27 protein-coding genes are annotated in these 25,179 nt (G+C 71.8%); 9 read left to right on the forward strand and 18 right to left on the reverse strand.

The features are described 5' to 3' along the window. Nucleotides 1-67: 67 nt before the first annotated feature. The 4 genes from ACFYMU_RS12475 to ACFYMU_RS12490 form a co-directional block, all read right to left on the reverse strand. The gene (locus ACFYMU_RS12475; RefSeq protein WP_388371894.1) at nt 68-2,032 is read right to left on the reverse strand and encodes a TerD family protein; all 1,965 of its coding nucleotides are present in this window, start codon (nt 2,030-2,032) and stop codon (nt 68-70) included. A gap of 46 nt (nt 2,033-2,078) precedes the next feature. After that, on the reverse strand, nt 2,079-2,657 hold the full coding sequence (locus tag ACFYMU_RS12480) for a TerD family protein (protein WP_388371896.1): 579 nt from the start codon (nt 2,655-2,657) through the stop codon (nt 2,079-2,081). A 159-nt stretch (nt 2,658-2,816) separates the two neighbouring features. Next, nucleotides 2,817-4,955 carry an excinuclease ABC subunit UvrB gene (gene uvrB, locus ACFYMU_RS12485; RefSeq protein ID WP_388371898.1) on the reverse strand — a complete coding sequence of 713 codons (2,139 nt, stop codon included), beginning with the start codon at nt 4,953-4,955 and terminating at the stop codon, nt 2,817-2,819. 40 nt (nt 4,956-4,995) lie between these two features. Continuing rightward, nucleotides 4,996-5,850, reverse strand: a complete 855-nt coding sequence (locus tag ACFYMU_RS12490; protein WP_388371900.1) for an MHYT domain-containing protein — start codon at nt 5,848-5,850, stop codon at nt 4,996-4,998. Between the two features lie 276 nt (nt 5,851-6,126). On the opposite strand from ACFYMU_RS12490, the gene ACFYMU_RS12495 reads away from it, so the two are divergent. Beyond that, on the forward strand, nt 6,127-6,999 hold the full coding sequence (locus ACFYMU_RS12495; RefSeq protein WP_388371901.1) for a glycerophosphodiester phosphodiesterase: 873 nt from the start codon (nt 6,127-6,129) through the stop codon (nt 6,997-6,999). A 170-nt stretch (nt 7,000-7,169) separates the two neighbouring features. Beyond that, a complete protein-coding gene (locus ACFYMU_RS12500; protein WP_388371903.1) occupies nt 7,170-7,724 on the forward strand; it encodes a methylated-DNA--[protein]-cysteine S-methyltransferase in 555 nt (184 codons plus the stop codon). 14 nt (nt 7,725-7,738) lie between these two features. Here the strand turns inward: ACFYMU_RS12500 and ACFYMU_RS12505 are convergent, their stop codons facing one another. Next, nucleotides 7,739-8,167 carry a VOC family protein gene (locus ACFYMU_RS12505; RefSeq protein ID WP_388371904.1) on the reverse strand — a complete coding sequence of 143 codons (429 nt, stop codon included), beginning with the start codon at nt 8,165-8,167 and terminating at the stop codon, nt 7,739-7,741. 97 nt (nt 8,168-8,264) lie between these two features. Here ACFYMU_RS12505 and ACFYMU_RS12510 point away from each other — a divergent pair, with 97 nt between their 5' ends. From ACFYMU_RS12510 to corA, 3 genes are all read left to right on the forward strand, one after another. After that, a complete protein-coding gene (locus tag ACFYMU_RS12510; RefSeq protein WP_388371906.1) occupies nt 8,265-9,170 on the forward strand; it encodes a pseudouridine-5'-phosphate glycosidase in 906 nt (301 codons plus the stop codon). Then, nucleotides 9,167-10,057, forward strand: a complete 891-nt coding sequence (locus tag ACFYMU_RS12515) for a carbohydrate kinase family protein (RefSeq protein ID WP_388371908.1) — start codon at nt 9,167-9,169, stop codon at nt 10,055-10,057. Before ACFYMU_RS12510 ends, ACFYMU_RS12515 begins: the two co-directional genes overlap by 4 nt. Before the next feature lie 191 nt (nt 10,058-10,248). Beyond that, nucleotides 10,249-11,376: a magnesium/cobalt transporter CorA gene (corA, locus tag ACFYMU_RS12520; RefSeq protein WP_388371910.1), complete on the forward strand. Its 1,128-nt coding sequence runs from the start codon at nt 10,249-10,251 to the stop codon at nt 11,374-11,376. A gap of 61 nt (nt 11,377-11,437) precedes the next feature. On the opposite strand, the gene ACFYMU_RS12525 is transcribed toward corA, so the two are convergent. The 3 genes from ACFYMU_RS12525 to ACFYMU_RS12535 all read right to left on the reverse strand — a co-directional run bounded on the left by ACFYMU_RS12525 (nt 11,438) and on the right by ACFYMU_RS12535 (nt 13,135). Next, the gene (locus ACFYMU_RS12525) at nt 11,438-11,866 is read right to left on the reverse strand and encodes a CBS domain-containing protein (RefSeq protein ID WP_388371912.1); all 429 of its coding nucleotides are present in this window, start codon (nt 11,864-11,866) and stop codon (nt 11,438-11,440) included. Nucleotides 11,867-11,992: 126 nt separating this feature from the next. Continuing rightward, a complete protein-coding gene (locus ACFYMU_RS12530; RefSeq protein ID WP_388371914.1) occupies nt 11,993-12,433 on the reverse strand; it encodes a PPOX class F420-dependent oxidoreductase in 441 nt (146 codons plus the stop codon). Between the two features lie 60 nt (nt 12,434-12,493). Further along, nucleotides 12,494-13,135 carry a uridine kinase gene (locus tag ACFYMU_RS12535; RefSeq protein WP_388371916.1) on the reverse strand — a complete coding sequence of 214 codons (642 nt, stop codon included), beginning with the start codon at nt 13,133-13,135 and terminating at the stop codon, nt 12,494-12,496. 333 nt (nt 13,136-13,468) lie between these two features. Here ACFYMU_RS12535 and ACFYMU_RS12540 point away from each other — a divergent pair, with 333 nt between their 5' ends. Continuing rightward, complete coding sequence (locus ACFYMU_RS12540) at nt 13,469-13,948, forward strand: DUF1772 domain-containing protein (RefSeq protein ID WP_388371917.1); 480 nt, start codon at nt 13,469-13,471, stop codon at nt 13,946-13,948. Between the two features lie 103 nt (nt 13,949-14,051). Further along, a complete protein-coding gene (locus ACFYMU_RS12545; protein ID WP_388371918.1) occupies nt 14,052-15,542 on the forward strand; it encodes a glutamate synthase subunit beta in 1,491 nt (496 codons plus the stop codon). A gap of 256 nt (nt 15,543-15,798) precedes the next feature. Here ACFYMU_RS12545 and ACFYMU_RS12550 read toward each other — a convergent pair whose 3' ends face one another. Beyond that, nucleotides 15,799-16,053: a DUF397 domain-containing protein gene (locus ACFYMU_RS12550; protein WP_388371920.1), complete on the reverse strand. Its 255-nt coding sequence runs from the start codon at nt 16,051-16,053 to the stop codon at nt 15,799-15,801. Next, nucleotides 16,054-16,914 carry a helix-turn-helix domain-containing protein gene (locus ACFYMU_RS12555; protein WP_388371922.1) on the reverse strand — a complete coding sequence of 287 codons (861 nt, stop codon included), beginning with the start codon at nt 16,912-16,914 and terminating at the stop codon, nt 16,054-16,056. It abuts the gene before it with no gap. A 263-nt stretch (nt 16,915-17,177) separates the two neighbouring features. On the opposite strand from ACFYMU_RS12555, the gene ACFYMU_RS12560 reads away from it, so the two are divergent. Together ACFYMU_RS12560 and ACFYMU_RS12565 are read left to right on the forward strand one after the other, a co-directional pair. Continuing rightward, nucleotides 17,178-17,906 (forward strand): ATP-binding protein, encoded by a 729-nt coding sequence (locus tag ACFYMU_RS12560; protein ID WP_388371923.1) that lies wholly within the window; start codon nt 17,178-17,180, stop codon nt 17,904-17,906. Then, on the forward strand, nt 17,897-18,355 hold the full coding sequence (locus ACFYMU_RS12565; RefSeq protein ID WP_388371925.1) for a hypothetical protein: 459 nt from the start codon (nt 17,897-17,899) through the stop codon (nt 18,353-18,355). The genes ACFYMU_RS12560 and ACFYMU_RS12565 overlap by 10 nt, the downstream gene beginning before the upstream one ends. Nucleotides 18,356-18,572: 217 nt before the next feature. Here the strand turns inward: ACFYMU_RS12565 and ACFYMU_RS12570 are convergent, their stop codons facing one another. From ACFYMU_RS12570 to ACFYMU_RS12605, 8 genes are all read right to left on the reverse strand, one after another. Beyond that, nucleotides 18,573-18,746 carry a hypothetical protein gene (locus tag ACFYMU_RS12570; RefSeq protein ID WP_388371927.1) on the reverse strand — a complete coding sequence of 58 codons (174 nt, stop codon included), beginning with the start codon at nt 18,744-18,746 and terminating at the stop codon, nt 18,573-18,575. 203 nt (nt 18,747-18,949) lie between these two features. Beyond that, complete coding sequence (locus tag ACFYMU_RS12575) at nt 18,950-19,549, reverse strand: TetR/AcrR family transcriptional regulator (protein ID WP_388371929.1); 600 nt, start codon at nt 19,547-19,549, stop codon at nt 18,950-18,952. Between the two features lie 28 nt (nt 19,550-19,577). Continuing rightward, nucleotides 19,578-20,297 carry an ABC transporter ATP-binding protein gene (locus ACFYMU_RS12580; RefSeq protein WP_388371930.1) on the reverse strand — a complete coding sequence of 240 codons (720 nt, stop codon included), beginning with the start codon at nt 20,295-20,297 and terminating at the stop codon, nt 19,578-19,580. Next, nucleotides 20,294-21,418 (reverse strand): ABC transporter permease, encoded by a 1,125-nt coding sequence (locus ACFYMU_RS12585; protein ID WP_388371932.1) that lies wholly within the window; start codon nt 21,416-21,418, stop codon nt 20,294-20,296. Before ACFYMU_RS12585 ends, ACFYMU_RS12580 begins: the two co-directional genes overlap by 4 nt. Before the next feature lie 20 nt (nt 21,419-21,438). Then, complete coding sequence (locus tag ACFYMU_RS12590) at nt 21,439-21,750, reverse strand: antibiotic biosynthesis monooxygenase family protein (RefSeq protein WP_388371934.1); 312 nt, start codon at nt 21,748-21,750, stop codon at nt 21,439-21,441. Nucleotides 21,751-21,870: 120 nt separating this feature from the next. Beyond that, nucleotides 21,871-23,265: an amidohydrolase gene (locus ACFYMU_RS12595; RefSeq protein WP_388371936.1), complete on the reverse strand. Its 1,395-nt coding sequence runs from the start codon at nt 23,263-23,265 to the stop codon at nt 21,871-21,873. Nucleotides 23,266-23,318: 53 nt separating this feature from the next. Beyond that, on the reverse strand, nt 23,319-24,101 hold the full coding sequence (locus ACFYMU_RS12600; RefSeq protein WP_388371937.1) for a nucleotidyltransferase domain-containing protein: 783 nt from the start codon (nt 24,099-24,101) through the stop codon (nt 23,319-23,321). Nucleotides 24,102-24,222: 121 nt separating this feature from the next. Then, on the reverse strand, nt 24,223-24,924 hold the full coding sequence (locus ACFYMU_RS12605; RefSeq protein WP_388371939.1) for a uracil-DNA glycosylase: 702 nt from the start codon (nt 24,922-24,924) through the stop codon (nt 24,223-24,225). Nucleotides 24,925-25,179: the final 255 nt, after the last annotated feature.

Consider the following 25,179-nt stretch of genomic DNA (forward strand, 5'->3'; position numbering starts at 1 on the left):
AGGTAAAGTAACAGTCAAACCCCCTGGTCAAAACCTCTTTACTTACAATTGACGTTAAGGGATGACATCAGTGGTCCCAGGAGCGGCGGGCCTGGGCCACCTGGTTAAGGACGTGCTCCAGCACCTGGCTCCCCTGCGGGACACGTGGTGGCTCGTACGTCCAGGCATGGCCGACCCAGGGGTCCGCGAGATGGTCGTCGGGCACGGGGGTGAGCCGCAGGAGTGAGCGCCAGAGCGGGTCGAGCAGCGGTCCGTAGGCGGCCGCGTCCTCCCGGTCGGCGACCATCATCAAGTGGACGCCGACTGCCGGGCCCTCGTCCGCGAGATAGCGCAACTGGTTCACCGCCCGGTCGTCGAAACCGTGCGGGAAGTCGTTGACGACCAGCAGGTGCTCGGCCGTGTCGAGGCCGGGCGGCAGGGAGTCCGACGCGCCGCCGCGCACCGCCATCTGCACCAGGTCGACCCGTTGGGCGAGCCGGGTCAGCACATCCGCCACGCCCGCGGCACCGGTGGCGGGCGGCGCGGCGAGCACCCCGGACCGCACCAGGGGCGCGAGCGCCGAGCTGCCCGATCCGGCCGGGTCGATGACGTGCACCGTGAACTCGCCGGGCGGATAGACCGCGAGCAGTCGTGCCGCGTGTGTCACCGCAGTCTCCATCGCGAGCCGGCGCAGATCACCGGAATCGGCGACGGGGTCGAGGGATCCGGAGCGGCCGCTGTCGATCCACAGCCCGCGCTCCAGCGGCAGCCGGACCAGCATGGGGATGCGCAGGCTCTCGCTCTCGGGCAGGTGGAGGTCGCCGAGGCGCACCGCCATGGGGATCTCCATCGGCACCCGGTAGCCGTGCCAGACCGGGTTGTCCCAGCCCGCGAACGCCGGAGGCAGCGCGGGCTCGACGACGCCGGACTCGGCGATGAGCTGGGTGAGATCACGGTCCAGGGCGGCCCGGGCCTGGTTGACGAGGTCGGTGTGCTTGGCCTGAGCCGCCTCCCGTACGGGGTCGCCCTGCCCCCCGAGGCGGCTGCGCGGGTCGGACAGTACCCGGTCCAGCTCCTGCTCCATGCGCGCGTCGGCGAAGTCGACGGCGCTGCGGTACGCGGCCGCCGTGCGCGCAAGGTCCTCGAACATGCCCCACACCTGGTTGTACAGCCGCTCCTCCATGGACCAGCCGGTCGCGTCGCCCGCCACGGGCTGGGCGGGCTGCCCGGGCGGGGCAGGCGGTGCGACGGGCGGGGGCGGGGGCGGCGTGGTGGTCTGCCGACCCGGGTGGGTGTAGTTGACCGGGCCGCCGGAAGCGGGCTGCGGGACGGGGTCCGGAGAGCCGGTGACGTCGTACGGAGATCCCTGCTGCGGTACGTCGGGCGCGCCCTGCTGCGGGGGGACCGCACCGGAGCCGCCCGGGGGTGCCGCCGGGGCGGCCGTCTGACGCGTGCGGTCGCTCTCCGGCAGACGCGGTGGGGGTGGTGCCACCGAGCGAGCGAGGCCCTGGGTCACCGCCTCGTTGATGCCGGCCGCGAGCTGCCGGGCCTCGGGCAGGCCCTGGTCGGTCAACAGCGCGGCGAGCCCGCCCGCGTACCCCTGGCCGACCGCGCGGACCTTCCACCCGCCCTGCCGGCGGTAGAGCTCCAGTGCGATCACGGCGGACTCGGCGTCCAGACCCGTGACGGTGTAGCTCGCGACCTCGGAGCCGTCGAGACCGGTGACCGCGACGAAGGGGGCGGCGAGGGCTCCGAACCGCACCGGGCCGCCGATGCCCGTCGGCAGCGCGAGCAGCACGGTGACGCAGTGCACGCTCTCCGGAAGGGCGTCCAGGTCGAAGGCGAGGCGATGGTCGGCCGCCGCCTGCTTGGAGACCTCGAGACCGGGCAGCGTGGGCGCGCCCGGGTGGGCCACCCAGTCGACGCCGCGCACCTTGCCCTGCGCGTCGCTGAGTGTGGCCCCGGCCACGATCGGCTTGCCGGCCGACACCCGTACCTCAAGTCGGACCTGGGGCAGCGGATGGTTCTGCCCCCGGACCAGCTCGGCCGTCATCGCTTCGTCCCCCTACGTCGCTTCGTGTGCCCCGGTGTTCGGCCGCCTACAGGTGCGGCAGGATCGTCGGCATCAGGTCCTGGAAGGTGCGGCCGTTGGCCGGAGTGCCGAGGGCGGTCATCGCCCAGCCCGTGCCCGAGCGGTGCACCTTCGCCATGATCTGCGCCGTGTACGCGCCGCCGCCCGCCAGCGTGTAGCGGGCCAGCTCCTGGCCGTTGGTCTCGTCGACGAGGCGGCAGAACGCGTTCTGCACCTCCTGGAACGTCTGGCCCGTGAACGAGTTCACGGTGAAGACGATCTGGTCGATGTGGACCGGGACGCGCTGCAGGTCGACGAGGATCGCCTCGTCGTCGCCGCCCTGGCCCACGCCGCCGACGAGGTTGTCACCGGTGTGGCGCACGGAACCGTCGTCGCTGACGAGGTGACGGAAGAACACCACGTCCACCGGCTGCTTGTCCGCGAACAGCACCGCGGACGCGTCGAGGTCGATCTCCCGGGTGCGTGAGCCGAACAGCCCGCGCCGGGGAGCGGCCTGCCAGCCGAGCCCCATGCGCACCGCGGTCAGCGTGCCCCCGTCGTTCTTCTGCAGACTGATGGCCTGACCCTTGGTCAAGTTGACGGTCACGCGCTGGTCCTCTCTCGATCTGTCCCCTGTTGGCCGCGGACTCCGCGGATGTCAGAACCCTACGGTTCGGCACTGACAGAGCCGAACCCCGGGCCGTGCTTTGTGTCGGTCTTGCAACACACTGCGCAGCCACCGGGGTCCGGGACGGGCGGGCCGATGTCAGGCCAGGCCCGCCTCCCTCATCTGTCGCAGTTCCTTCTTCATCTCGGAGACCTCGTCGCGCAGCCGGGCCGCGATCTCGAACTGCAGGTCCGCGGCGGCGGCCCGCATCCGTTCGGTCAGTTCCTCGATCTGCTCGGCGAGTTCGGCCGCGGGGCGGTCGGTGGGCACCGTCTCCTTGGCCTTGCCCTTGGCGGACTTGGCGCCCTTGGCCGCCTGGCTGCCGAGCGCGGGGACGGGGCTCCTGGTGGCCCGGCCGTCCTTCCCCTTGCGGTAGCCCGTGCCGAGCAGCTGCTCCGTGTCGACGTCCTCGCGGGCGATCTGCGCCACGATGTCGTTGATCTTCTTCCGCAGCGGCTGCGGGTCGATGCCACGCGCCGTGTTGTAGGCGATCTGCTTCTCCCGGCGGCGGTTCGTCTCCTCGATGGCCTTCTCCATCGCCGGGGTGATCTTGTCGGCGTACATGTGGACCTGACCGGAGACGTTGCGCGCGGCCCGGCCGATGGTCTGGATGAGCGAGGTGCCCGAGCGCAGGAAGCCCTCCTTGTCGGCGTCCAGGATCGCCACCAGGGAGACCTCGGGCAGGTCGAGGCCCTCCCGGAGGAGGTTGATGCCGACCAGCACGTCGAACTCGCCGGACCTCAGCTCGCGCAGCAGCTCGACGCGGCGCAGGGTGTCCACGTCGCTGTGCAGATACCGCACCTGGATGCCGAGTTCGAGGAAGTAGTCGGTGAGGTCCTCGGCCATCTTCTTGGTGAGCGTCGTGACCAGGACGCGCTCGTCCTTCTCGGTGCGCTTACGGATCTCGTGCACCAGGTCGTCGATCTGGCCCTCGGTGGGCTTGACCACGACCTCGGGGTCGACGAGGCCGGTGGGACGGATGATCTGCTCGACGAATCCGTCCGCACGCGAGAGCTCGTACTTGCCGGGAGTCGCCGACAGGTACACGGTCTGTCCGATGCGCTCCTGGAACTCCTCCCACTTCAGGGGCCGGTTGTCCAGGGCGGACGGGAGCCGGAAGCCGTGCTCGACGAGGGTGCGCTTGCGGGAGGCGTCTCCCTCGTACATGGCACCGATCTGCGGAACGGTGTTGTGCGACTCGTCGATGACGAGCAGGAAGTCGTCCGGGAAGTAGTCCAGCAGCGTGTTGGGCGGGGAACCGGGCTCACGCGCGTCGAAGTGCATCGAGTAGTTCTCCACGCCGGAGCAGGTGCCGATCTGGCGGAGCATCTCGATGTCGTACGTCGTGCGCATGCGCAGTCGCTGCGCCTCCAGGAGCTTGCCCTGCTTCTCCAGCTCTGCCAGCCGCTCCTCGAGCTCCTTCTCGATGCCGTTGACGGCCCGCTCCATGCGCTCGGGCCCCGCGATGTAGTGGGAGGCGGGGAAGACGTACAGCTGTCGGTCGTCGCTGATGACCTCGCCGGTGAGCGGGTGGAGGGTGGAGAGGGCCTCGATCTCGTCGCCGAACATCTCGATCCGGACGGCCAGCTCCTCGTACACCGGGAAGATCTCGATGGTGTCGCCGCGCACGCGGAAGGTGCCGCGCGCGAACGCCATGTCGTTGCGCGTGTACTGGATGTCGACGAAGCGGCGCAGCAGCTCGTCGCGGTCGATCTCGTCGCCGACCCTGAGGGTGACCATGCGGTCCACGTACTCCTGGGGCGTACCGAGGCCGTAGATGCAGGAGACCGACGCGACGACGATGACGTCGCGTCGGGTGAGCAAGGAGTTGGTCGCGGAGTGGCGCAGGCGCTCCACCTCCTCGTTGATCGAGGAGTCCTTCTCGATGTACGTGTCCGACTGCGGGACGTACGCCTCCGGCTGGTAGTAGTCGTAGTACGAGACGAAGTACTCGACCGCGTTGTTCGGCAGGAGCTCCCGGAACTCGTTGGCCAGCTGGGCGGCCAGCGTCTTGTTCGGCGCCATCACCAGGGTGGGGCGCTGGAGCCTCTCGATCATCCACGCGGTGGTGGCGGACTTGCCGGTGCCGGTCGCGCCCAGCAGGACGACGTTCTTCTCACCTGCGCGGATGCGCTTCTCCAGCTCGGCGATGGCCGCGGGCTGGTCACCGCTGGGCTGGTAGGGGCTGACGACCTCGAAGGGTGCCACCGTGCGTTCGATCTGGGAAACGGGCCGCATGCCATCCACCGTACGACCCCGCACTGACAACGGGGCCCGGTCACCGGCTCTGCGGGCTGCGGGAGCTCCCCTGGCCGGCGCGGGGCAGGGGGCTCCGGCCGGCGCGGGCGGCCTCGGGATGGGCCGGGACCCCGGGCTTGCGCTCCGCCGGGACCCGGCTGGATCTGCCCATGACCATCAACGGGTCGAACAGCACGACGACGCCGGCCAGGCACAGGAAGACGAGCGGGCCGATCATCATCGGGGCGAGCAGGGCCGCGGACGATTCACCGGCAGGGGGACCGGCCGCCCCGTGCAGATGGACACGGAGAGCCGCCATGCCCGTGTAGTGCATGCCGGTGACCCCGAATCCCAGGATCAGGCTCGCGCCGACGCTCCACAGGAGTCCACGGACCCGTCCGGCCGCCCAGAGGGCCGCGGTCGCGGCGACGACCGCTATGACGACGGAGGCGGCGACGGTGAGGGTGTTGTACCGGAGCACACCGTTGAGGCGCATCCCGGCCATGCCCAGGTAGTGCATGGTGGCGATGCCCAGGCCGGTGATCGTGCCTCCGGTGAAGAGCGCCACCCCGGTCGCTCCCCGATAGCCCACGATGAAGACGCCGAGGCCGACCATGACGATGCCGAGGGCGAGGCTCGCGAAGGTGATCGCCTTGTCGTAGTGGACGGGGGTCTCCTTGACGGTGAACCCCATCATCGCGATGAAGTGCATGGTCCATATGCCGGACCCGATCGCGGCGGATCCCAGGGCCAGCCAGCCGGCCCTCCAGGAGTGGACGGCGAGCATCGATCTCGTGGTGCAGCGCAGCCCGAGCGCGCCGCCGAGGCAGGCCATGAGGTACGCCACCACCGGTGTGACGAGGCCGTAGCTGAAGCCGTCGACGGTGCCCTGCATACGCGGCTGCCCTTCCCACCCTGAAGCGTCCCTGAACTTCGGAAATGTCACCGTCCTCAGGACCGTGACGACGGTCAGGACTGCAGCAGAGCGTATGACCCCCACCGGAACGATCGAACGATTATCCGGCAAAGAATCACGGCGCTGCCGCACTTGTGCCGCGCCTGTGAGCAGTTTCGGGCAACTCCCGTCAATCTGTGGCCTTCTCGCATGCACGCCATGTTTACTCTCTGCTGCCAGAATGGCGCTTTGTGTAGTCGACCGCGAGGAGTAGGTATGCACGTGCGCGTTGCCGCCGCCACGACCGTCGCGCTCTTCGGGCTCGGCGTCGCCATACTGCCCGCCGGGCAGGCCGGTGCGACCGTCGGTGACCGCCTGGTCGTCGTCTGCCACCGCGGCGCCTCGGCGTACGCCCCCGAGAACACCCTGGCCGCCATCGACCGGGCGTCCGCCCTCGGCTTCGACTGGGTGGAGAACGACGTGCAGCGCACCAAGGACGGGCGCCTCGTCGTCATCCACGACGCCACGCTGGACCGCACGACCAACGTCGAGCAGGTGTTCCCGAACCGGGCGCCCTGGAGGGTGAAGGACTTCACCGCCGGGGAGATCGCCCGCCTGGACGCGGGCAGCTGGTTCGGCCCCGGATACGCGGGCGTGCATGTGCCGACGTTGAAGCAGTACATGGACCGCGTGTCGCACAACCGTCAGAAGCTGGTGCTGGAGGTCAAGAACCCGCAGCTGTATCCGGGGATCGAGCGCCAGATCCTCGGGCTGCTGGGCACGGAAGGCTGGCTCGACCGCGGCCACCTCGGAAACCGCCTGATTGTCCAGAGCTTCAGCGCGGACAGCGTGCGGACCGTGCACGAGCTGAGGCCGGGGATCAGAACCGCGTACCTGGGCACCCCACCGGTGGCGGAGCTGCCGTCGTACGCGCGGTTCGCCGACCAGATCAATTCGGCCCACGCGCCGCTCTCCGCCGGCTACGTCTCCGCGGTCCACACGTTCCAGGGACCGCATGCCAAGCCGATGAAGGTCTTCGCCTGGACCGTCAACCGCGCGGAGGACGCCCGCCGCGTGGCCGGCTTCGGCGTGGACGGCATCATCACGAACGTGCCCGACGTGGTCCGGCGAGCGGTGAGCGGCTCCTGAGCGGCCGGGGACCGAGTGTGCCGAGGCGCGCCCCGGGCCGCCGCCCGGTGCGGGGCCGGTCGCCCGGTCCGCTGCCGGTCGGGGCGCCCGGCCCCCGCCGGCCCGCGGCCCGGAGCGTGGGCCCGTGCCTGGCCCGGTGCGTTGTCAGTGGTGCGCCGTACGGTGGGCGCATGGACAGTCATGGGCAGAGCGAGCAGCAGGTGGCGTGGACCGTCGTCGTCACGGACATCGGTCCGCTGCTGCTGGCCGCGACGCGGGACGGCCTGGTGAACGTGGTGTTCCACGCGACGGACGCCGTGCGTGACAAGGCGCTGGACAGGCTCGCGGCCCGGCTCGGCGCCCGTCCGGTGGAGGATCCGGACTCCCCGCTCCTCGCGGAGGCGATACGCCAGGTGGCGGCATACTTCGCGGGTGAGCGCCACGACTTCGAGCTTCCCCTCGACTGGTCCCTGATCACCGGCTTCAACCGTCAGGTGCTGCGCGAGCTGGCGTCGGGCGTGCCGTTCGGGACGGTGGTGGGGTACGGCGACCTGGCCGGACGGGTCGGCCAGCCCGGCGCGGCCCAGGCCGTGGGAATGGCGATGGGCTCGAACCCGCTGCCGGTGGTCGTGCCGTGCCACCGCGTGGTCGAGAGCGACGGCGGCATCGGCGGTTTCGGCGGCGGGCTGGAGACCAAGCGGAAGCTGCTCGCGCTGGAAGGAGTGCTGCCGGAGCCGCTGTTCTGAGTGGCTCCGGGGAGCTACTCGTAGTGACGTGCCTCGAAGACGTTCCCGTCCGGGTCGCGGAAGTAGAAACTGCGCCGTGCCGCGCCCCGGGCACCGAAGGCGTCGTACGAGTAGTCCGAGACGGGTACGGACCGCTCCTCCAGGCGTGCTCTCAGTGCCTCGAAATCGACCCCCCTCAGGGAGAGGCATACGTGGTTGACCGGATGACCCGCGCTCTCGGCGGCCCCCGGCACCATCGTCATACGCTCCGCGAGGGAGAACGGGGCGAGGTCGAAGACGGTCTCGTCATTGAGCCGTACGGAGGGGAACGACACCTTTCCCGCGGCGAATTCGTCGAGCCTCAGCGGCTCCAGCCCGACCGCCTCCTCGTAGAAGCCTGCGGCAGCGACCGGGTCCCGGACCCAGAGGACGACGTGGTCGAGGCGTGGGGAGTTGTCCGTCATGCTCCCAGGCTGGTGCGGGGGACGTCGCCCCGCAAGGGTTTGACCGGACGCGTCGCCCGCCAGAGATGAGGGAGGGCCGACAGACAGGAGGCAGCGCGTGCTGGTGGTGTCCGAAGAGGTGCGGGAGGCGCTCGAAGAGCGCCGCCCGGTGGTGGCTCTGGAGTCGACGATCATCGCGCACGGGCTGCCGCGTCCGCGCAACTTCCAGGTGGCCCTGGAACTGGAGGGCGCCGTACGGCAGGAGGGTGCCGTACCGGCGACGATCGCCGTGCTGGACGGCCGGGCCCATGTCGGGCTGGACAAGGAGCAGGTGGAGAGGGTCGCGAACGAGGACGGTATCCGCAAGCTGGGGCACCGTGATCTGCCGCTCGCGGTGGCGACGGGGGCGAGCGGGGCGACGACCGTGTCCGCGACGGCGCTGCTGGCCTCCCTCGCGGGCGTAAGGGTGTTCGCGACGGGCGGGCTCGGCGGGGTCCACCGGGAGTGGACGGTGAGTCAGGACGAGTCCGCCGACCTGGGCCTGCTGGCACGGACCAGGATCACGGTGGTGTGCGCGGGCGTGAAGTCGATCCTGGACGTGCCGGCGACGCTGCAGCGCCTGGAGACCCTGGGCGTGGCGGTGGCCGGATACCGCACGGCGCGCTTTCCGGGCTTCTACCTCGCCGACTCCGGGCATCCGGTCGACTGGACGCTGGGGTCGCCGGGACAGGTCGCACAGGTCATGCGCGCCCAGGACGCGCTGCACGGTCCGGAGTCGGCGCTCATCGTCGCGAATCCGGTCCCGGAGGACGAGCAGCTCGATCCGGAGCTCCACGCACGCGTGCTCACCGACGCGCTGGCCGCCTGCCGGGAAGCCGGTGTCACCGGTCAGGCGGTCACACCGTTCCTGCTCGACCATCTGGTCCGGCACACCGACGGGGCCTCGTTGAGGGCCAATCTGGCGGCTGTCCGCGGCAATGTGCGGCTGGCGGCGCGGATCGCGGTGGCCTGGGCAGAGGCGTGAGCGGCGCACTGCTCGTCGTCGGGGACGTCGTCACGGATGTCGTCGCCCGCCATCTGGGGCCGCTGGCGGCGGGCACGGACACGGCCGCCGTCGTCCGGACGCTGCCCGGTGGCGCGGGTGCGAACGTGGCCTGCTGGGCGGCCCAAGGGGGCTGCCCGGACGTGCGGCTGCTGGGACGCGTCGGGTCCGAGGCGGCCGCCTGGCACGAGCGGGAGCTGACGGCGGCGGGGGTCACGGCACGGCTCGTCGTCGACGCGGAGGCGCCCACGGGGACGGTGATCTGCCTGGTGGACGCGGGCGCCGCGGCGGAGCGGACCTTCCTGACGGACAGCGGTGCGTCGCTGCGGCTGGCCCCCGGCGACTGGTCCGACACGCTGCTCGACGGCGTCGCACGCCTGCATCTGTCCGGCTATCTCTTCTTCTCCGAACCGAGCCGGGCGCTTGTCACGGTGGCCGTCGAGGCCGCCCGTGCACGCGCGGTGCCGGTGAGTGTGGACCCGGCATCGGCGGGATTCCTCGCCGAGTTGGGCGTCGACCGGTTCCTGGCCTTCGCCGACGGCATCGACGTCCTGCTGCCCAGCCGGGACGAGGCGCATCTGCTGACCGGGCTGCCCGACCCGGCGGACGCCGCGGCCAAGTTGAGTCGCCACGTTCCGCTGGTGGTGGTCAAGCAGGGCGCGGAGGGGGCGCTGGTGGCCGTGTCGGGGGAGGTCAAGGCACGTATCCCCGCGGTTGCCGCCGTTCCGCGGGACACGACGGGCGCGGGCGACGCGTTCACCGGAGCGTTCCTGGCGGCGCTGCTCGCAGGGGCAGGGCCGGAGGAGGCCGCGGCGGCCGGGTGCAGGGCTGGGGCCAGGGCGGTGCAGAAGGTGGGAGGGAGGCCGTGACAGGCGGGTGGGACGCGATGATGCCGGGACGCGCCATGCGTGATGCGCGGCATCGCGCTCGCTCCGCCGAACTCCAGAACCAGAACGGACCATTCCCTGTCCACAGGCTTCTCCGGCGATCGGCGCCGACTGGCAGACTGGCTCGCGAAGGCGCGGTGCTGCGCGAGGGAGATGCAGGCGGGGAGCTCCAGATGTCCATGGCAGGGAATCTGCGGAAGGTCACGGGCCTCAGCAAGGTCGGCGGCTTCCGCAAGGTGGCACGGCTGGCGCGGCGTCGTCCGCGCGTCGATCTGAGTCACCCCGCCCGGTCGCCGCTGGGCTCCGCGGTGGTCAACTGCGTGACGTACAAGGACGGCGTGCGTGTCCCCGGCAGTGGCGATCTGTTCGAGACCGTCGAGCGGATCCGCAGGAGCGACCACGGTTTCGTCTGGCTCGGGCTGCACGAACCGACGGTCGAGGAGTTCGCGGGCGTGGCCGAGCTGTTCGACCTGCACCCGCTGGCGGTCGAGGACGCGGTCGAGGCCCATCAGCGCCCGAAGCTGGAGCGGTACGGGGACACGCTGTTCGCGGTCTTCAAGACGGTGTGTTACGTGGAGCACCAGGAACTGACCTCGACGAGCGAGGTGGTGGACACCGGGGAGATCATGGTGTTCGTCGGACCCGCCTTCGTCATCACGGTCCGGCACGGCCGGCACGGTTCACTCGGCCCGCTGCGCGAAGAGCTGGAGACCGATCCGGACCAGCTCGCCAAGGGTCCCGGTGCGGTCCTGCATGCCGTCGCGGACCAAGTGGTGGACGAGTATCTGAACGTCATCGACGCGGTTCAGGAAGACATCGACCGTGTCGAGACCGAGGTGTTCGCGGAGAGCGGCGCGCGGGCCGATCCCGGGCGCATCTACCAGCTCAAGCGTGAGCTGCTGGAGCTGAGGCGGGCCGTGGCTCCGCTGGACCGTCCCGTCCAGGAGCTGGCCACCCGGCCGATCCGCGTGATCGACCCGGAGATACAGGCGTACTTCCGGGACGTCTCCGACCATCTGCTGCGCGTCACCGAGCAGATAGCCGCCTCGGACGAGCTGCTCAACTCGATCCTGCAGGCGCATCTCGCACAGGTCAGCGTCGCGCAGAACGAGGACATGCGCAGGATCACGGCCTGGGCCGCGCTGATCGCGGTGCCGACCATGGTCACCGGCATGTACGGCATGAACTTCACCTTCATGCCGGAGTTGCGCTGGAGGTTCGGCTATCCGATGGTCCTGGTCGTGATCGTCGTCGCCTGCGTCGTCCTGTACCGGGCGTTCAAGCGCAACGGCTGGCTGTGATTCCGGCGCGCTCCTCGCCCGGTGCATCCGGCCGGACGAGGAGCGGCGGCGAACGGGCCGGTCAGTGTGACGGGCTCCGCGCGTAGACGGTCTCGACCCATGTGGCGAGTTGGTCGTCCGTCAGGTGCTGGGCGAGGTCCGACTCGCTGATCATGCCGACGAGACGCTTGTTCTCGATGACGGGAAGCCGACGGATCTGGTGCTCCTCCATCTCGTGGAGTACGTCGCTGATGTCGGCGTCGGCGTTGATCCAGCGCGGCGTTCCCTTCGCCATCTGGCCCGCTGTCACGCGTGCGGGGTCGTGCCCCATGGCCACGCAGCCGACGACGATGTCGCGGTCGGTGAGGATGCCGCAGAGCCGTTCGTTCTCGTCGCTGATGGGCAGCGCTCCGACGTTGAGTTCGCGCATCAGCTGTGCAGCGCGGTCCAGGGTCTCGTGGGCGGGGATCCACTGGGCACCACGATGCATGATGTCTCCGGCGGTGGTCATGAAGTACCTCCCGATGCCGGACGGCCGGCGCGGCACGGGACGCACCGCATGTCCCGGCGTCCTCAATTCTCGCCGGGTCCCCGGGGAAACGCACCCGGAACGCCGTGATCGCGACCGCGTCCGCGCTCAGGCCGAGAAACGCACGATCTTCCGCGGGACGACACGGACGATCACCCGGACCTCCTCGTCCTTCTCCGCAGGAGGGTCGATGCCCAGGTACTTGTGCGAGAGCTCGTGCGGGAGGCGTTTGTCCGGGTCGGGCAGGATCTCGGCGACGCCGCGGATCTCGACCGAGGTGTAGGGGTTGGCCAGGTCGAAGACGGAGAGGCTGACGCGGGGGTCGTGGCGCAGGTTGCGCACCTTCTGACGGCGGTCGGTCGAGGAGAAGAGGACGGCGTCGCCCTCGCGCTTGATCCAGACCACGGAGTTCTGCGGGGCGCCGTCCGGACCCAGGGTGGCGACTCCGGCGAAGTTCTTGGCGTCGAGGAGGGCACGGACCGAGTCGTCGAAGGACACCGGGGAGGCGGGGGGCTCTCCGGGGCCGGAAGGACTGGAGGAGGGCTTCATGGGATCATCGTAGTTGTATGCATGCGCATGTAAAGCGATATGGGGGAACCGGATCCGCAATCAGCCGGTCCATGCCGGGTGGCGCGGGTCGTCCGCGCGGACGACCACGTCGGCGGCGGCGCCCGGGTCCGTCTCCGCCTCGTAGCGCTCGAAGGCGGGGAGGGTCCAGCGCTCGGGCTCGGGGGTGCGGCGGCGGAGCGCGCCGGGCGAGAGGAGTACGTGGACGGTCAGGTCGAAGGGGAACCAGTGCCGAAGAAGGAGGGAACCATGGAGCAACAGGACTGCGCCGGCCGGGAGTCGGACGTACGGGCTGCGGGTGGCACGGTCGGTGGCCGGGTCCCACAGGTCGGGCAGGACACGGCCGTCGCCACCGGGCTCGAGAGGGCCGAAGACCTCGCGCCACAGGGCCCCGGTGTCGAGCCAGCCGTCGTAGTAGGAATCGGGGTCCCGGTGTCCGTGCTCCAGGCGGAGGGACGCGGGTCGCAGGAAGCCCTCCGTACCCACGACGAGCGAGGGCCGGCCGCGCATCCGCAACGCGTCGGACACACGGTGGGCGAGGTCGCCGGGCCGGGCGGCCGGGGCACCGTCGAACGCGATGCGCGGCCAGGGGCTGCCGTCGACCGGCTTCACGTCGAGCAGGCGGTCGGCGAGGAGGTCCCCGAGCCGTTCCCAGGTGATCGCTTGGAGTCGCACAGTGCCCATGATGCCGCGCCGCCGGGGGCGGGACCCCGGCCCGGCGGCCGCCGCACCCGACCCACCGCACGCCTTCCGCCCACCGCGGCCCCCGGGCCCGTCGCGATCACCCGATCCCTCGCGGTCGCCGCGGTCGCCGCGGTCGCCGCGGTCGCCGCGGTCGCCGCGGTCGCCGCGGTCGCCGCGGTCGCCGCGGTCGGCGCGGTTCGGGCCTGGTGGACGCTCGCGCATGCAGCCGCGCCGGCCGCGCATGGTCACCGATCCGATACCGGGCTTCACTTGTGGTGACAGGCCGGAGCGGGCAGTATCTCCGGGTTCCGGGGGATCGATGCGGGAGTCGACGTGATCGATGGGCCGTACTTCGCGCTGACCGTGCTGGGGGTGCTCGGCACCGGGCTGGCGGCGGGGGTGTTCTGCGGGTTCTCGACGTTCGTGATGAAGGGGCTCGGTTCGCTGCCGCCGGCCCAGGGTGTGGCCGCGATGAACGCGATCAACAGGGCCGCCGTGTCACCGGCGTTCATGATCGTGTTCGTGGGGTCGGCCGTGGTCTGCGCCGTCCTGGCCGTGGTGACGTTCGTGCTGTGGCCCGACGACGGCACGGTGGAGCTGCTGACGGGCAGCGCCCTGTATCTGATCGGCGGGTTCGGCGTGACGGCGGTCGCGAACGTGCCCCGCAACGAGGCGCTCCTGAGAATGGATCCCGGGTCCCCGGAGGCGGCAGTGTACTGGCGCACCTATCTGAGCGAGTGGACCCTGTGGAACCACGTCCGCACGGTCGCGTCGGCCGGAGCGGCGGTGTCCTACGCTCTCGCTCTCGGTTAGGCCCGAGGCCCGAGCCCTGCCCGGGTGACGAGGGCGCAACCGGTGCGAAGGCGTCGTATCGTGGCACGAGACGGTCCCGTATGCGTACGCAAGGGGGACGGCCATGGCCGATCCCAAGGGTTTCCTGACCACGCCCCGGGAGGAATGGCCCCGCAGGCCCGTCGAGGAGCGGGTGCGGGACTGGAACGAGGTGTACGTCCCGGGTGCGCTGCTGCCCCTCATCAGCAGGCAGGCGAATCGCTGCATGGACTGCGGGATTCCCTTCTGCCACGAAGCCTGCCCGCTCGGGAATCTCATCCCCGAGTGGAACGACCTGGTCTCGCGCGAGGACTGGCGGGCGGCGAGCGACCGGCTGCACGCCACGAACAACTTCCCCGAGTTCACCGGGCGGTTGTGTCCGGCGCCGTGCGAGGCGGGGTGTGTGCTCGCCATCAACCAGCCCGCGGTCACCATCAAGAATGTGGAGGTGGCCATCGCGGACCGCGCCTGGGAGGAGGGGTTCGCGCCGCCGTGCCCACCGGAGCGGTTGTCGGGACGGACGGTCGCGGTGGTCGGTTCGGGACCCGCCGGCCTCGCTTGTGCCCAGCAGCTCACGCGGGCCGGGCACACGGTGGCGGTGTACGAGCGGGCGGACCGCGCCGGGGGGCTGCTGCGGTACGGGATACCGGCCTTCAAGATGGAGAAGCGGCATCTCGACCGGCGGCTGGAGCAGATGCGTGCCGAGGGGACGAAGTTCCGTACGTCGACGGCCGTGGGGAAGGAGATCGGGGCGGCCGAGTTGCGGGCGCGGTACGACGCCGTGGTGATCGCGACCGGCGCCACCGCCTGGCGGGAACTGGAGGTGCCCGGACGGGAGTTGGCCGGGATCCATCAAGCGATGGAGTATCTGCCGCTGGCCGACCGGGTGTGCGAGGGGGACCTCGAGGTCTCGCCGCTGTCGGCGGCGGGCAAGCGTGTCGTGATCGTGGGCGGCGGTGACACGGGCGCGGACTGCCTGGGTACGGCGGTGCGCGAGGGCGCTGCGTCCGTGACCCAGCTCGACATCTATCCGCAGCCGGAGCCGCAGCGGAACGAGGACACCGAGCCGTGGCCGACGTATCCGAAGATCTACCGGTTGTCCGCGGCGCACGAGGAGGCCCGAGATCTGCGGTCGGCGGACGCGGCGGACGCGGACGCGCGGCTCTTCGCCGCGTCCACGCTCCGCTTCACGGGAGATGCCGACGGGCATGTGCGGGCACTGCACCTGGTCGCGGTGGACGAGCGGCGGCGTCCGCTGCCGGGCAGCGGACGCACGCTCCGCGCCGATGTCGTGCTGCTCGCGCTGGGCTTCGCCGGGCCCGACCGGGAGGACGGGCTCATCGAACAGCTCGGGCTCGCGCTCGACGAGCGCGGCAGGATCGCGCGGGACCCGGACTTCGCGACCAACGTGCCCGAGGTGTACGCCGCGGGGGACGCCGCGCGCGGGCAGTCGCTGATCGTCTGGGCGATCGCCGAGGGGCGGGCCGTCGCGGCGGCGGTGGACCGGCGGCTGACGGGCGGTGCGTCGCGCCTGCCGGCGCCGATCGGTCCGTACGACCGGCCGATGGCGGTGTAGCGGGCTCGGCGGGCCGCCGGTGACCGTCGGTGCGGGAAGTGCCGTACGCCGTTGTGGGGCAGTTGCCCTCCCCGCCGGGGTACCGGTCGTCCATGCGGGCGGGGTCGGGTCGGCTGGTGTCGATGGCCGCGGTGTCCCGGGCGGGGTCCTGCCCGGTCATGAGGAACTCCGTGCGGGTGCAGGGGAATCAGTGCTCAAGTGAATGCCAAGTTAGCGGTGGGAATATCAGTTCGCGCGGGCCGTGCAGGGCAGCGCGTCAGGAGAGAAGGAAGTCCGCCTCCCCGGCCTTGGCCCCCTCGATGAACGCGGTCATCTCGTCGGAGGTGTAGATCAGCGCGGGCCCGTCCGGGTCGGTGGACTGGCGGACGGCTATCCGGCCGTCGGCGAGCTTCATCGCCTCCAGGCAGTTGCCGCCGTTGCCTCCGCTCCACGGCTTGTGCCAGCCGTCGCTGCCCAGTTCGCGGGCGGGCATGCCGTTGTAGACGCGCTTGCGCGGCGTGATGCGTTCCATTCACAGCTCCTTGCGGAGATCCTGGAGGATCTCCTTCGTGCGTTGTGCCGTGGCGGCCTGAGCCGCCATGCGGTCCATGACCTCGAGGTGGGTCGCCACCTCGGAACGCGCGTCCAGGTAGACGGCACCGGTCAGGTACTCGCTGTAGACCATGTCCGGCAGTTCTGACATGGCAAATCGGAACAGCACGAAGGGCCCGTACGTGCCGGGGTGCGGGCCCGAGGAGAACTCGAGCACCTGCAGCGTCACATGGGGCAGCTTCGTGATCTCCAGCAGCCTGTCGACCTGAGCGCGCATGACGTCCGGGCCGATGACGGGACGGCGCAGCGCGGTCTCGTCCATCACGACCCAGATATGGGGTGCGTCGTCACGCGTGAGGAGCTCCTGGCGCTGCATGCGCAACGCCACGTGGCCCTCGATGTCCTCGGGTCTTGTCTGCCCGACGGCGCCTGATCTCAGGACGCCTCGGGCATACTCCTCGGTCTGCATGATGCCGGGCACGAAGTGGGGTTCGTACTGGCGGATGAGTGCGGCCGCACCCTCCAGGCTGACGTACATCGAGAACCAGCCCGGCAGGATGTCGTGGAACCGCTGCCACCAGCCCGGCCGGTTGGCCTCCTCCGCCAACTGGACGAAGGCCTCGGCCTCCTCGTCGCCCACCCCGTACGCCTTGAGCAGCAACTGGAGGTACGGGATCTTGAGACCGACCTCCGCGGTCTCCATACGGCGAACGGTGGCGGGTGCGACGCGGAGGATGGCCGCGGCCTCCTCCCTCTTGAGGCCCGCACGCTCGCGCAGGTCCGACAGGCGCCGCCCGAGGACCACCTGACCCACCGTCGGCGCCGATCGCGGCTCGCTCACCTCACACCCCCTCCGGTCCTCACGTGTTCCCGGCACCCTGGGGGCGCCGTTCCCAGCCCTCTTCTCACCGCCTCCGCACCCCGGTTCGCTGCGGTCCCGCGAGGGCTTTGCGCGAACGCGGGGCTTCACGGCCCCTACTTGAGACCTCAACTGCCGTCGTCGGGCGCATTGTTGCGAGCAGTGTGCCACGGTCTTCCACGGAGTCACACCACACTCTGCATTTTTCAGAGTGGCCCTTGCCAAGTGTTCACGCCAGGGAGATAGTGGCAAGCGTGATTCCGTCCGCGCCATTAGGAACAGACGCCGCCGAGGACCGGCTCGCGCCGGCCCGTGGCCCAGGGTCGCGCCCCGGCGCGGCCGCCGAGCGCCGGTTCCGCTTCGAACTGGCCGCGCACCCGCGCTCCGTCGCACGGGCCCGCCGGCTGACGCGTGCCCGGCTGTCCGGCTGGGAGGTGTGCGAGGACACGTGCGACACGGCCGCCTTGGTGGTGTCCGAACTGGTCACCAATGCGATCGTGCACACCGCCGGGGAGTATGTGGTCTGCGAACTGCACGACGAGGACGGCCTGGTGCGCATAGCCGTGCGCGACGAGGGCTGCGCTCCGGGCGAGCCGCGCCCTGCCTCGCAGCGCCCCGAGGAGGAGCACGGAAGGGGACTGCTCCTCGTCTCGTCCCTGTGCCGGGCGTGGGGGGCGCAGGAGGCCGGCCCCGGGCTCGTGGTCTGGGCCGAGCTGGCCCGGGAGGCCGAGCAGCCGGCGTCCGGCGAACGGCCTTGCGCCGCGCAGCCGTCCCGGGACCTGTCGTGTTCCGGCGACAGGACCCGGGCGACCGAGGACACCGCAGCGCGGTCCGACCTCGGCTGGAGCGCGAAGAAACCGCCGGCGGGCGGAGGGGCCCGCTCGGACCTGGGCTGGAGTGCCAGGAAGCCTCCGGCGGGCAACCGTGGTTCCGGGGTGGAGACGCCCCGCGGAACGGGGACCGCATGGGTGTGAGGGGTACGCAGGCCGCAGGCCCCGGAACCGTGCGGGTCCTGACCCTGGACTCGCTGGCCCGCCTCCGGCGGGCGCAGCGGAGGTCCGCGGCGGTGCCCAGGCGCCTGTCCCTGCCCGAGGACATGACGGTGCCGCTCGGCTGCGACGCGGTGGCCGTGCCCGCCCGCTACGGTCCCCTGCTGCTGCCCCGGCTGCCACGGGTGGGCTGCGTGTACGCCGACCCGGCCGACTGGTGGTGGATCGTGCCGTCGGACTCCGACGTCGCACTGGAGTGGCCGGCGCCCGCGCGGTACGCCACGGGAGCGCTCGTCCCGCACATGCCGGGCGCCCCCGGGCTCATCCACCGGCCGGACGACACCGTCCCCTACACCCCGCCGATCCCCCTCTACCTGGCGCTGTGCCGCCTCACCGGCACGACGCCGACGTGGTCGCGCCCGCTCAGCGCATGACGGCGGGGCCGTCCGTCCGACGCGCGCGACCGCGCGTGCGCCCCGCGCTTCCCCAGATCGGGGCACTGGCGGACTCGGGCCGGCGGTGATCCTCGTCACGCACCGGCCGGCGTCGGCACGCCACCCCCAACCGGTGCGCGTCCTGGCCCGGGAGCGCCTCGTCGAGTCCGGCACCCGAGCAGAGGACCACGGAGAACGGCGGAGCCCGGCGGACGGCTCACTCGGTGGCGTCGGCTCCCCGGACGATCACCAAGAACGCGTCGGTCGCGAGGTCCATGACGACCTCGGCGGGCTGCCCCTCCAAGCGGCGCGCCTGCGCGAACTCCTCCGCCGGCCAGGAGCCGCGCGGCCCGCCGGCGGGAAAGCGCGCCAGCACCGTTCGCCCGTTCACCCTGTGCCTCCTTGCGCCGTCGCTCCCGGTCCGCCGACCGGTTCCTGATCGGCTCGTAGAGTTAAACGCCTCCCCCCGGGTGAACGGCTCGTGACGTGACGGTACTGAGACGTATTCGACACCGGCTGTGCGCCCCGGGCCGGCCCCGGTCGGGCGAAGGCTCTCAGGCCCTCCCGGGCGACCGCTCGGCAGCGGGCGTGCCGTCAGCCGCCGGCCGGACTGGCGGCCTCGGACCCGATGCCGTGGTGGATCAGATCGAGGGTGCGGTCGATGACGTCGGCGGGCCGGGCGCCCTGCTCGACGGCGCCCATGGCGGCCTGGAGGAGGCCGCCGATCAGCCGCGCGGTCAGTTCGGGATCCGCCGGGTTCCTCTCGGCGATCGCGGTCAGGAGGGGGGCGGCGTGCTCCCGGTGGAGTTCGTGGACGCGGTTGCGGCACTCGGGGGGCAGATCGGCCTGCATCAGAGCGGTGGCCGGCCGGTGCAATCCTGTGGCGGCGAGGCGCAGTTCGGCGGTGATGTAGGCGTCGATGCGCGCGAGCGGGTCCTCGATCCCGTCGAGGGCCTTGCCGACGGCGGCATCGGCCTCGGTGAAGGAGTCCTCGACGATGGCGGCGATGAGCGCCGCGCCGGACGGGAAGTACTGGTAGAAACTGGAGCGGGCGAGACCGGCGCGGGCGCCGACCGCCGCCGGTGTGACACCGGCGGCGCCCTGCTCGACGAGGATGTCGACGGCGGCCCGGACCAGCGCGGCACGTTGCCGGGCGCGGTGCTCGGCGACGGTGGCGGCGCTGATCTTGGGCATCGTGCGGCACTCCTTACGGGGAAACGGTTCAGCTCAGACGGCCGTCACGGAGGGTCAGGACCCGGTCGGCCGCGTCCATTATCTCGGTGTCGTGGGTGACCATGACCGTCGCGGTGCGGTGGGCTCGGGTCTGCTCGGCGAGCAGGTCGACGACGCCCCTGGCGCGGGCCCGGTCGAGCGCGGAGGTCGGCTCGTCGACGAGCAGGACGGCCGGTGCCGGCATCAGGGCGCGGGCCAGCCCGACGCGCTGGCGCTCGCCTCCGGAGAGCTGGTGCGGACGGTGACCGGCGCGTTCGGCCATCCCCACCGCGGCCAGGAGTTCGTCCGCCCGCGCGCGGGCCGCCGCGTCGAGGCGCCCGCCGAGGTGCGCCGGGAGCAGCAGTTGCTCTCGGGCGGTGAGCGAGGCGAGGAGATTGGCGTGCTGGAAGACGTACCCGATGTGGCGGCGCCGGTGGGCGGTGCGCTGCTTCTCCTTGAGCGTGGTCAGATCGGCTCCGGCGACGTGGACCCGGCCCCGGGTGGGGACCTGGAGTCCGCCGGTGACGGCCAGCAGGGTCGACTTGCCGGAGCCCGAGGGACCGACCACGGCCACGAACTCGCCGGGCTGCACCTCCAGGGTGACCTCGTCGAGGGCGGTGACCTGCTGATCGCCGCTGCCCAGGATGACGGTGACGTCGGCCAGTTGCAGCGCAGCGGTCCCGCCGGGGTCCGGTTCGGTGCTGACGGTGTCGGTTGCGGGCGTGTTCATCGGTGTGCTCCGAGCGCGGTCAGGGCTTCGACGCGGGTGATGCGGCGTACGGCGACGGCGGCGCCGGCGAGGCCGAGGACGATGAGCAGGGCGGCCGCGGCGGCGACCTGCGGGGCGCGCAGGGAGAACGGCGCGGAGCCGCTCATGGCGCTGCCCAGGGCCACGCCCACCGCGGTGCCGGCGGCGGTCGCGACGACGAGGACGACGGCGGCCTGGGTCAGTGCGTCGCGCAGGATGTACCCGGTGCTGCCCCCGATCGCCTTCAGCAGGGCGATCTCCTGGCCCCGCTGGATGGTCCAGACCGTGAAGAACGAGCCCACGACCAGGGCGGAGATGGCGTAGAGGAAGCCGCGGATCAGGGTCATGGTGCTGGACTCGGCGGCATACCCAGGAGAGGCGTTGTAGGTGCCGGCCTTGTCCACGGTGTGGGTGCCGAGCCGGCGGTCGATCGCCTGGATGTCCGCACCGGGGGCCAGTTGCAGCGCCACCGTGGTCGCCTGCCGGGTGGCCGCTTCCGGAAGGGGGCCGGAGAGCCCGTAGTGGAGCCGCTGCCACAGGGGCAGGGGCGCGTAGACGACGCCGACGTGTCCGAAGGAGGCGTGGCCGACGGTGCCGACGACGGTCAGGGGGGTGCCCGCCTGCCCGGCTATCAGCCGGTCGCCGATCTTGACGCCTTCCTTGGCGGTCTCCTGGCTGATGAGGATGCCGTCGGCGCGGGCGGTCAGCGGCTTGCCGGTCAGCGGGGAGGGCGCCAGGAATCCGTCCGGCTCCACACCGAAGACCGCGAGGTCCAGTTGCTTGGCGCCGTCCGGGTCGCCGGCCGTCCGGGCGTGGACGAGCTGGTTGCCGAAGGGCTCGGCCCGGGTGACGCCGCGCTGGGTCGCCCATGTCCGCCATGTGCGTGCGGTGACGGTGGAACGGGAGAACAGTTCACCGGTGGCGGACTTGTCGAACGCCATGTGTGTCACCGGGAGCGTGCGCAGCCCGGAGACTCCGGCGTCGGCCAGGCCGCTGGCCAGACCCGAGAGGATCACCCCCAGCACGGCGATCAACGCGACGACGGCACCGACGAGGGCGAAACGACCGCGGGCGAACCGCAGGTCGCGCAGAGCGAGGAACATCGAATCACTCCGTCTTCGGCTCAGGCGCCGACGGCAGCGACGGTGTCGAACGCCTCGACCACGCCGGACGCGCCCTGGCCGGCTCCGCCGGATGCCCCGCCGTGCGCCGCACGGAAGGACTCCGACTCCCTCCAGGCCACGAAGGCGTCCTCCGACGTGAACTCCATGACCGCGACATACGGGGTACCGGCCGTGCGCGGGCGCAGCAGCCGTGCGCCGACGAGGCCCACCACGCCGTGCAGCGTCTGGTCCATGCTCCGGGTGAAACGCTCCTCGAACGCCGCCGCCCCTTCGGCCGGGACGTCGATCCGGTTCATCACCGTGTACACCACGGGTAACCACCACCTCATGACTCGCAGCCGCCGACATCTTGCCGACGGTGGTGTCAGCATCATAGACCGTTTTCCAGACACCCCTGTCGGCAAGATGGCTCCCGGCCGGCGCCGGGGCGCTCAGGTGTCGTACTCCTGGATCCGCGTGCCGTGGCCGCGGTCGACGAGCGCGGGCAGCCGCTGCCCCAGCTCCCGCACGGTGGCCGGGACGTCGATGGTCAGCAGCTCGCGGTCGCGCATGAGGACGCGTCCGTCGACGACGGTGGTGCGGACGTCCGCCGCGCGGGCGCTGTGCACGAGGGTGGCGGCGAGGTCGTGGACGGGCTGGGTGTGCGGTCCGGTGAGGTCGACCAGCACGATGTCCGCGCGGTGTCCCGGCGCGATGCTGCCGATGCGCCCGCCGAGCCCGACGGCTCGGGCGCTCTGCAGCGTGGCATGGTGCAGCGCCTGACGTGACGTCAGCCAACGGGGGTCGCCCTCGGCGGACTTCTGTGCCAGCGAGGTCAGCGCCATGGACTCCCAGACGTCCAGCGAGTTGTTGGAGGCGGCGCCGTCCGTGGCGAGTCCCACCGGGACACCGAGCTCGCGCAGGGCCCGTACCGGGGTCGTGGTCGGCCAGGCGAACTTGAGGTAGCCACGGGGCGCGGTCGCCACGGCCACGTGCCCGGCCGCCCGTTCCAGCACGGGCAGGTCCCGCTCGACGATGCCGGTGCCGTGCGCGAGGAGCACGTCCGTGTCGAGGAGTCCGGCGGCCTCCAGGACCTCGATCGGTGTACGGCCGTGCCGGGCCAGGCTGGTGTCGGTCTGTTCGCGGTTCTCGGCGGCGTGGATGTGCACCGGCAGGCCGTGCTCGCGGGCGAGCGCGGCGGTGGCGGCCAGGTCCGCGTCGTGCACGGTGTACGGGGCGTGCGGGGCGAGCGCGGTGGTGATGCGGCCGCCGGCGGCGCCCCGATGGCGCAGCGCGAACTCCAGTGATCTCTCGCGCCCTTGCGGCCCCTGCGACGAGAAGTACGCCTGGCCCAGGTGGGCGCGCAGTCCGCTGTCGGCCACCACGGCGGCGACGGCGTCCATGGCGAAGTAGTGGTCGGCGAAGCAGGTGACGCCCCCGAGGATCATCTCCGCGCAGGCGAGCCGGGCCCCCAGTGCCACGTCCCCGGCGGTGAGGTTGGCCTCCATGGGCCAGATGTGGTCGTTGAACCACTCCCCCACGGGCAGGTCCTCGGCGATCCCGCGCAGGGCGACCATCGGGGAGTGGGTGTGGCAGTTGATCAGTCCGGGCAGCGCCACCTGACCGTGTGCGTCGATGCGTTCGGCCGCGGGACGGTCCCGGACGTCCGCGGCAGGCGTCACCGATTCCACGGCCCCGTCCCGCACGACGATCGCGGCGTTCTCCGCGAAGCCGATCGCTTCGTGGTCGTCGTGCACGAGGACGGTGCAGCCGCTGATGACGAGGTCGGCGGGAGCGGGCGGCGGGTCGGGGGGAGCAGGTGGCGGGTCGGCGGGGGTCGGCGTCATGCACCTCACCGTACGATGCCCGCCGGCGCCGACGGACGGATCCTTTCGACGGATCACCGGCCGCCGGTCTCCCGCGCGCAGGCGAGGACGTTCCCGAAGAGCTCCTCTCCCGACACCAGGGCCCGGGCGAGCGTGTCCGGGTCGGCGCTCAGCCCCGCCACGATCGCATCGGTCTCCCGCAGCCCGGCCCGCTCCAGCAGTCTCTTCTCGTTCGTCACCCATTCCCCGCGTGCCGCCAGCACCGCGTGTCCGGTCTGCACGGCCGCGGTGGCGAGGGCGCCGGCGACCTCGGTGAGGCGGGACTTCGGGGCGTGGTTGGCCCTGGCGTAGTCGAGCGTGGCGCGGGCCGTTCCCCACCAGCGTTCGGCCGCCGAGGCGCGCAGCTTTTGCGGGTACGCCTCCGGGCGCGGGAGCACGCCCCGCAGCGTGCGGTTGACCGCCAGCTCGGCGACGAGCAGGTAGCTGGGGATGCCGGCGAGATGGAAGAGCAGCGGCTCCACGTGGAAGCGGCCCTCCTCGGCCTCCGCGAGCAGACGTTCCACGACGTCGAGATCGCGGTAGTGGACGTCCACCCTTCGGCCCTGGACGGTCAGCCAGGCACCGCCGTTGAACACGCCGCCGCCCCAGCCGCCGATCTCGGAGACCTCGCCGGGCCAGCCGACGGCCCGGAGGTCGGCGGGGTCGAAGGCCGGCCCCCGGTAGTAGACGGCGAGGTCCCAGTCGCTGTCCGGGCGGTGGGTGCCCTCGGCCCGGGAGCCGCCCAGAGCGACGGCCCCCACCCCGGGGAGGGCGGCGAGGCGGTCGGCCACCCCGTCCAGGAACGCCTCGTCGTTCATCGTGATCCACCGTCCTTCCATCCGCCCCCGGTGACGGTGTGCACGATCCCGCCGGCGTCATGGTGTGTGCGAACGCTCCCACCGTAGCCCGCGGGCGCCTGCGCGTCGCCGGGGTTCTGCGCTACGGCTCGACCGGCAGCGCCGCCGCCTCGGCCGCCGTGCGCAGCACGTCCCGGAGCATCGCGGGGGTGAGCCGCCCCGTGAAGGTGTTGCGCTGGCTGACATGGAAGCAGCCGAACAGCTCCAGCCCGTCCAGTGTCGCCCGGGCCCCGTGCCCGAACGCGGGCCGCGGCCGGGGCACCGTCCGGCCCGCCTCGGCGAGCGCGGTCAGCACGGACTGCCAGCCGAACGCGCCCAGCGCGACCACCGACCGCAGGGACGGCCACAGCAGCCGAAGCTCCTGCACGAGCCACGGCCTGCAGGTGTCCCGCTCCAGGGGCGTCGGCTTGTTGGCGGGCGGGGCGCAGTGCACGGGCGAGGTGACGCGCACGCCGCACAGTTCGAGGCCGTCGTCCCGTGCCACCGAGTCGGGCTGCGATGCCAGTCCCACGGCGTGCAGGGCCGCGTACAGCACATCACCGGACCGGTCCCCGGTGAACATCCGCCCGGTTCGGTTGCCGCCGTGGGCCGCGGGCGCCAGACCGACGACGAGCAGCCTGGCGTCGGGCGGCCCGAAGCCCGGCACCGGCCGCCCCCAGTAGGTCCAGTCGGCGAACGCGGCGCGCTTGGTACGGGCCACCTCCTCGCGCCATGCGACCAGGCGCGGGCAGGCCCGGCATCCGGTGATCCGCTCGTCCAGCGCGGCGAGGCTGCTGCCGTCCATGGCTCCACGGTACGTCCCGCGTCGCAGTCCTCGGTGGGGTCGCGCGCCCAGGGGTCCGGGCCGGCCGGCTCCGAGGGCGAGGGGCCTGTTCGGGGCGCAGGCGGGGAACTCGGAACAGGCCCTAAGGTCGGAGGCATGGCTGCTGAAGCTGCGAACGAGGACAAGACGGCCGGGGCCGGCGGGACCCGGGCGACCGCGACGGGCCGGGGGGCCGGAGCGCACCGGGGCGGGGAGACGGATCGCCGGGAGGCCGGC

The sequence above is a fragment of the Streptomyces sp. NPDC007264 genome, assembly GCF_042869095.1.
Taxonomy (GTDB): domain Bacteria; phylum Actinomycetota; class Actinomycetes; order Streptomycetales; family Streptomycetaceae; genus Streptomyces.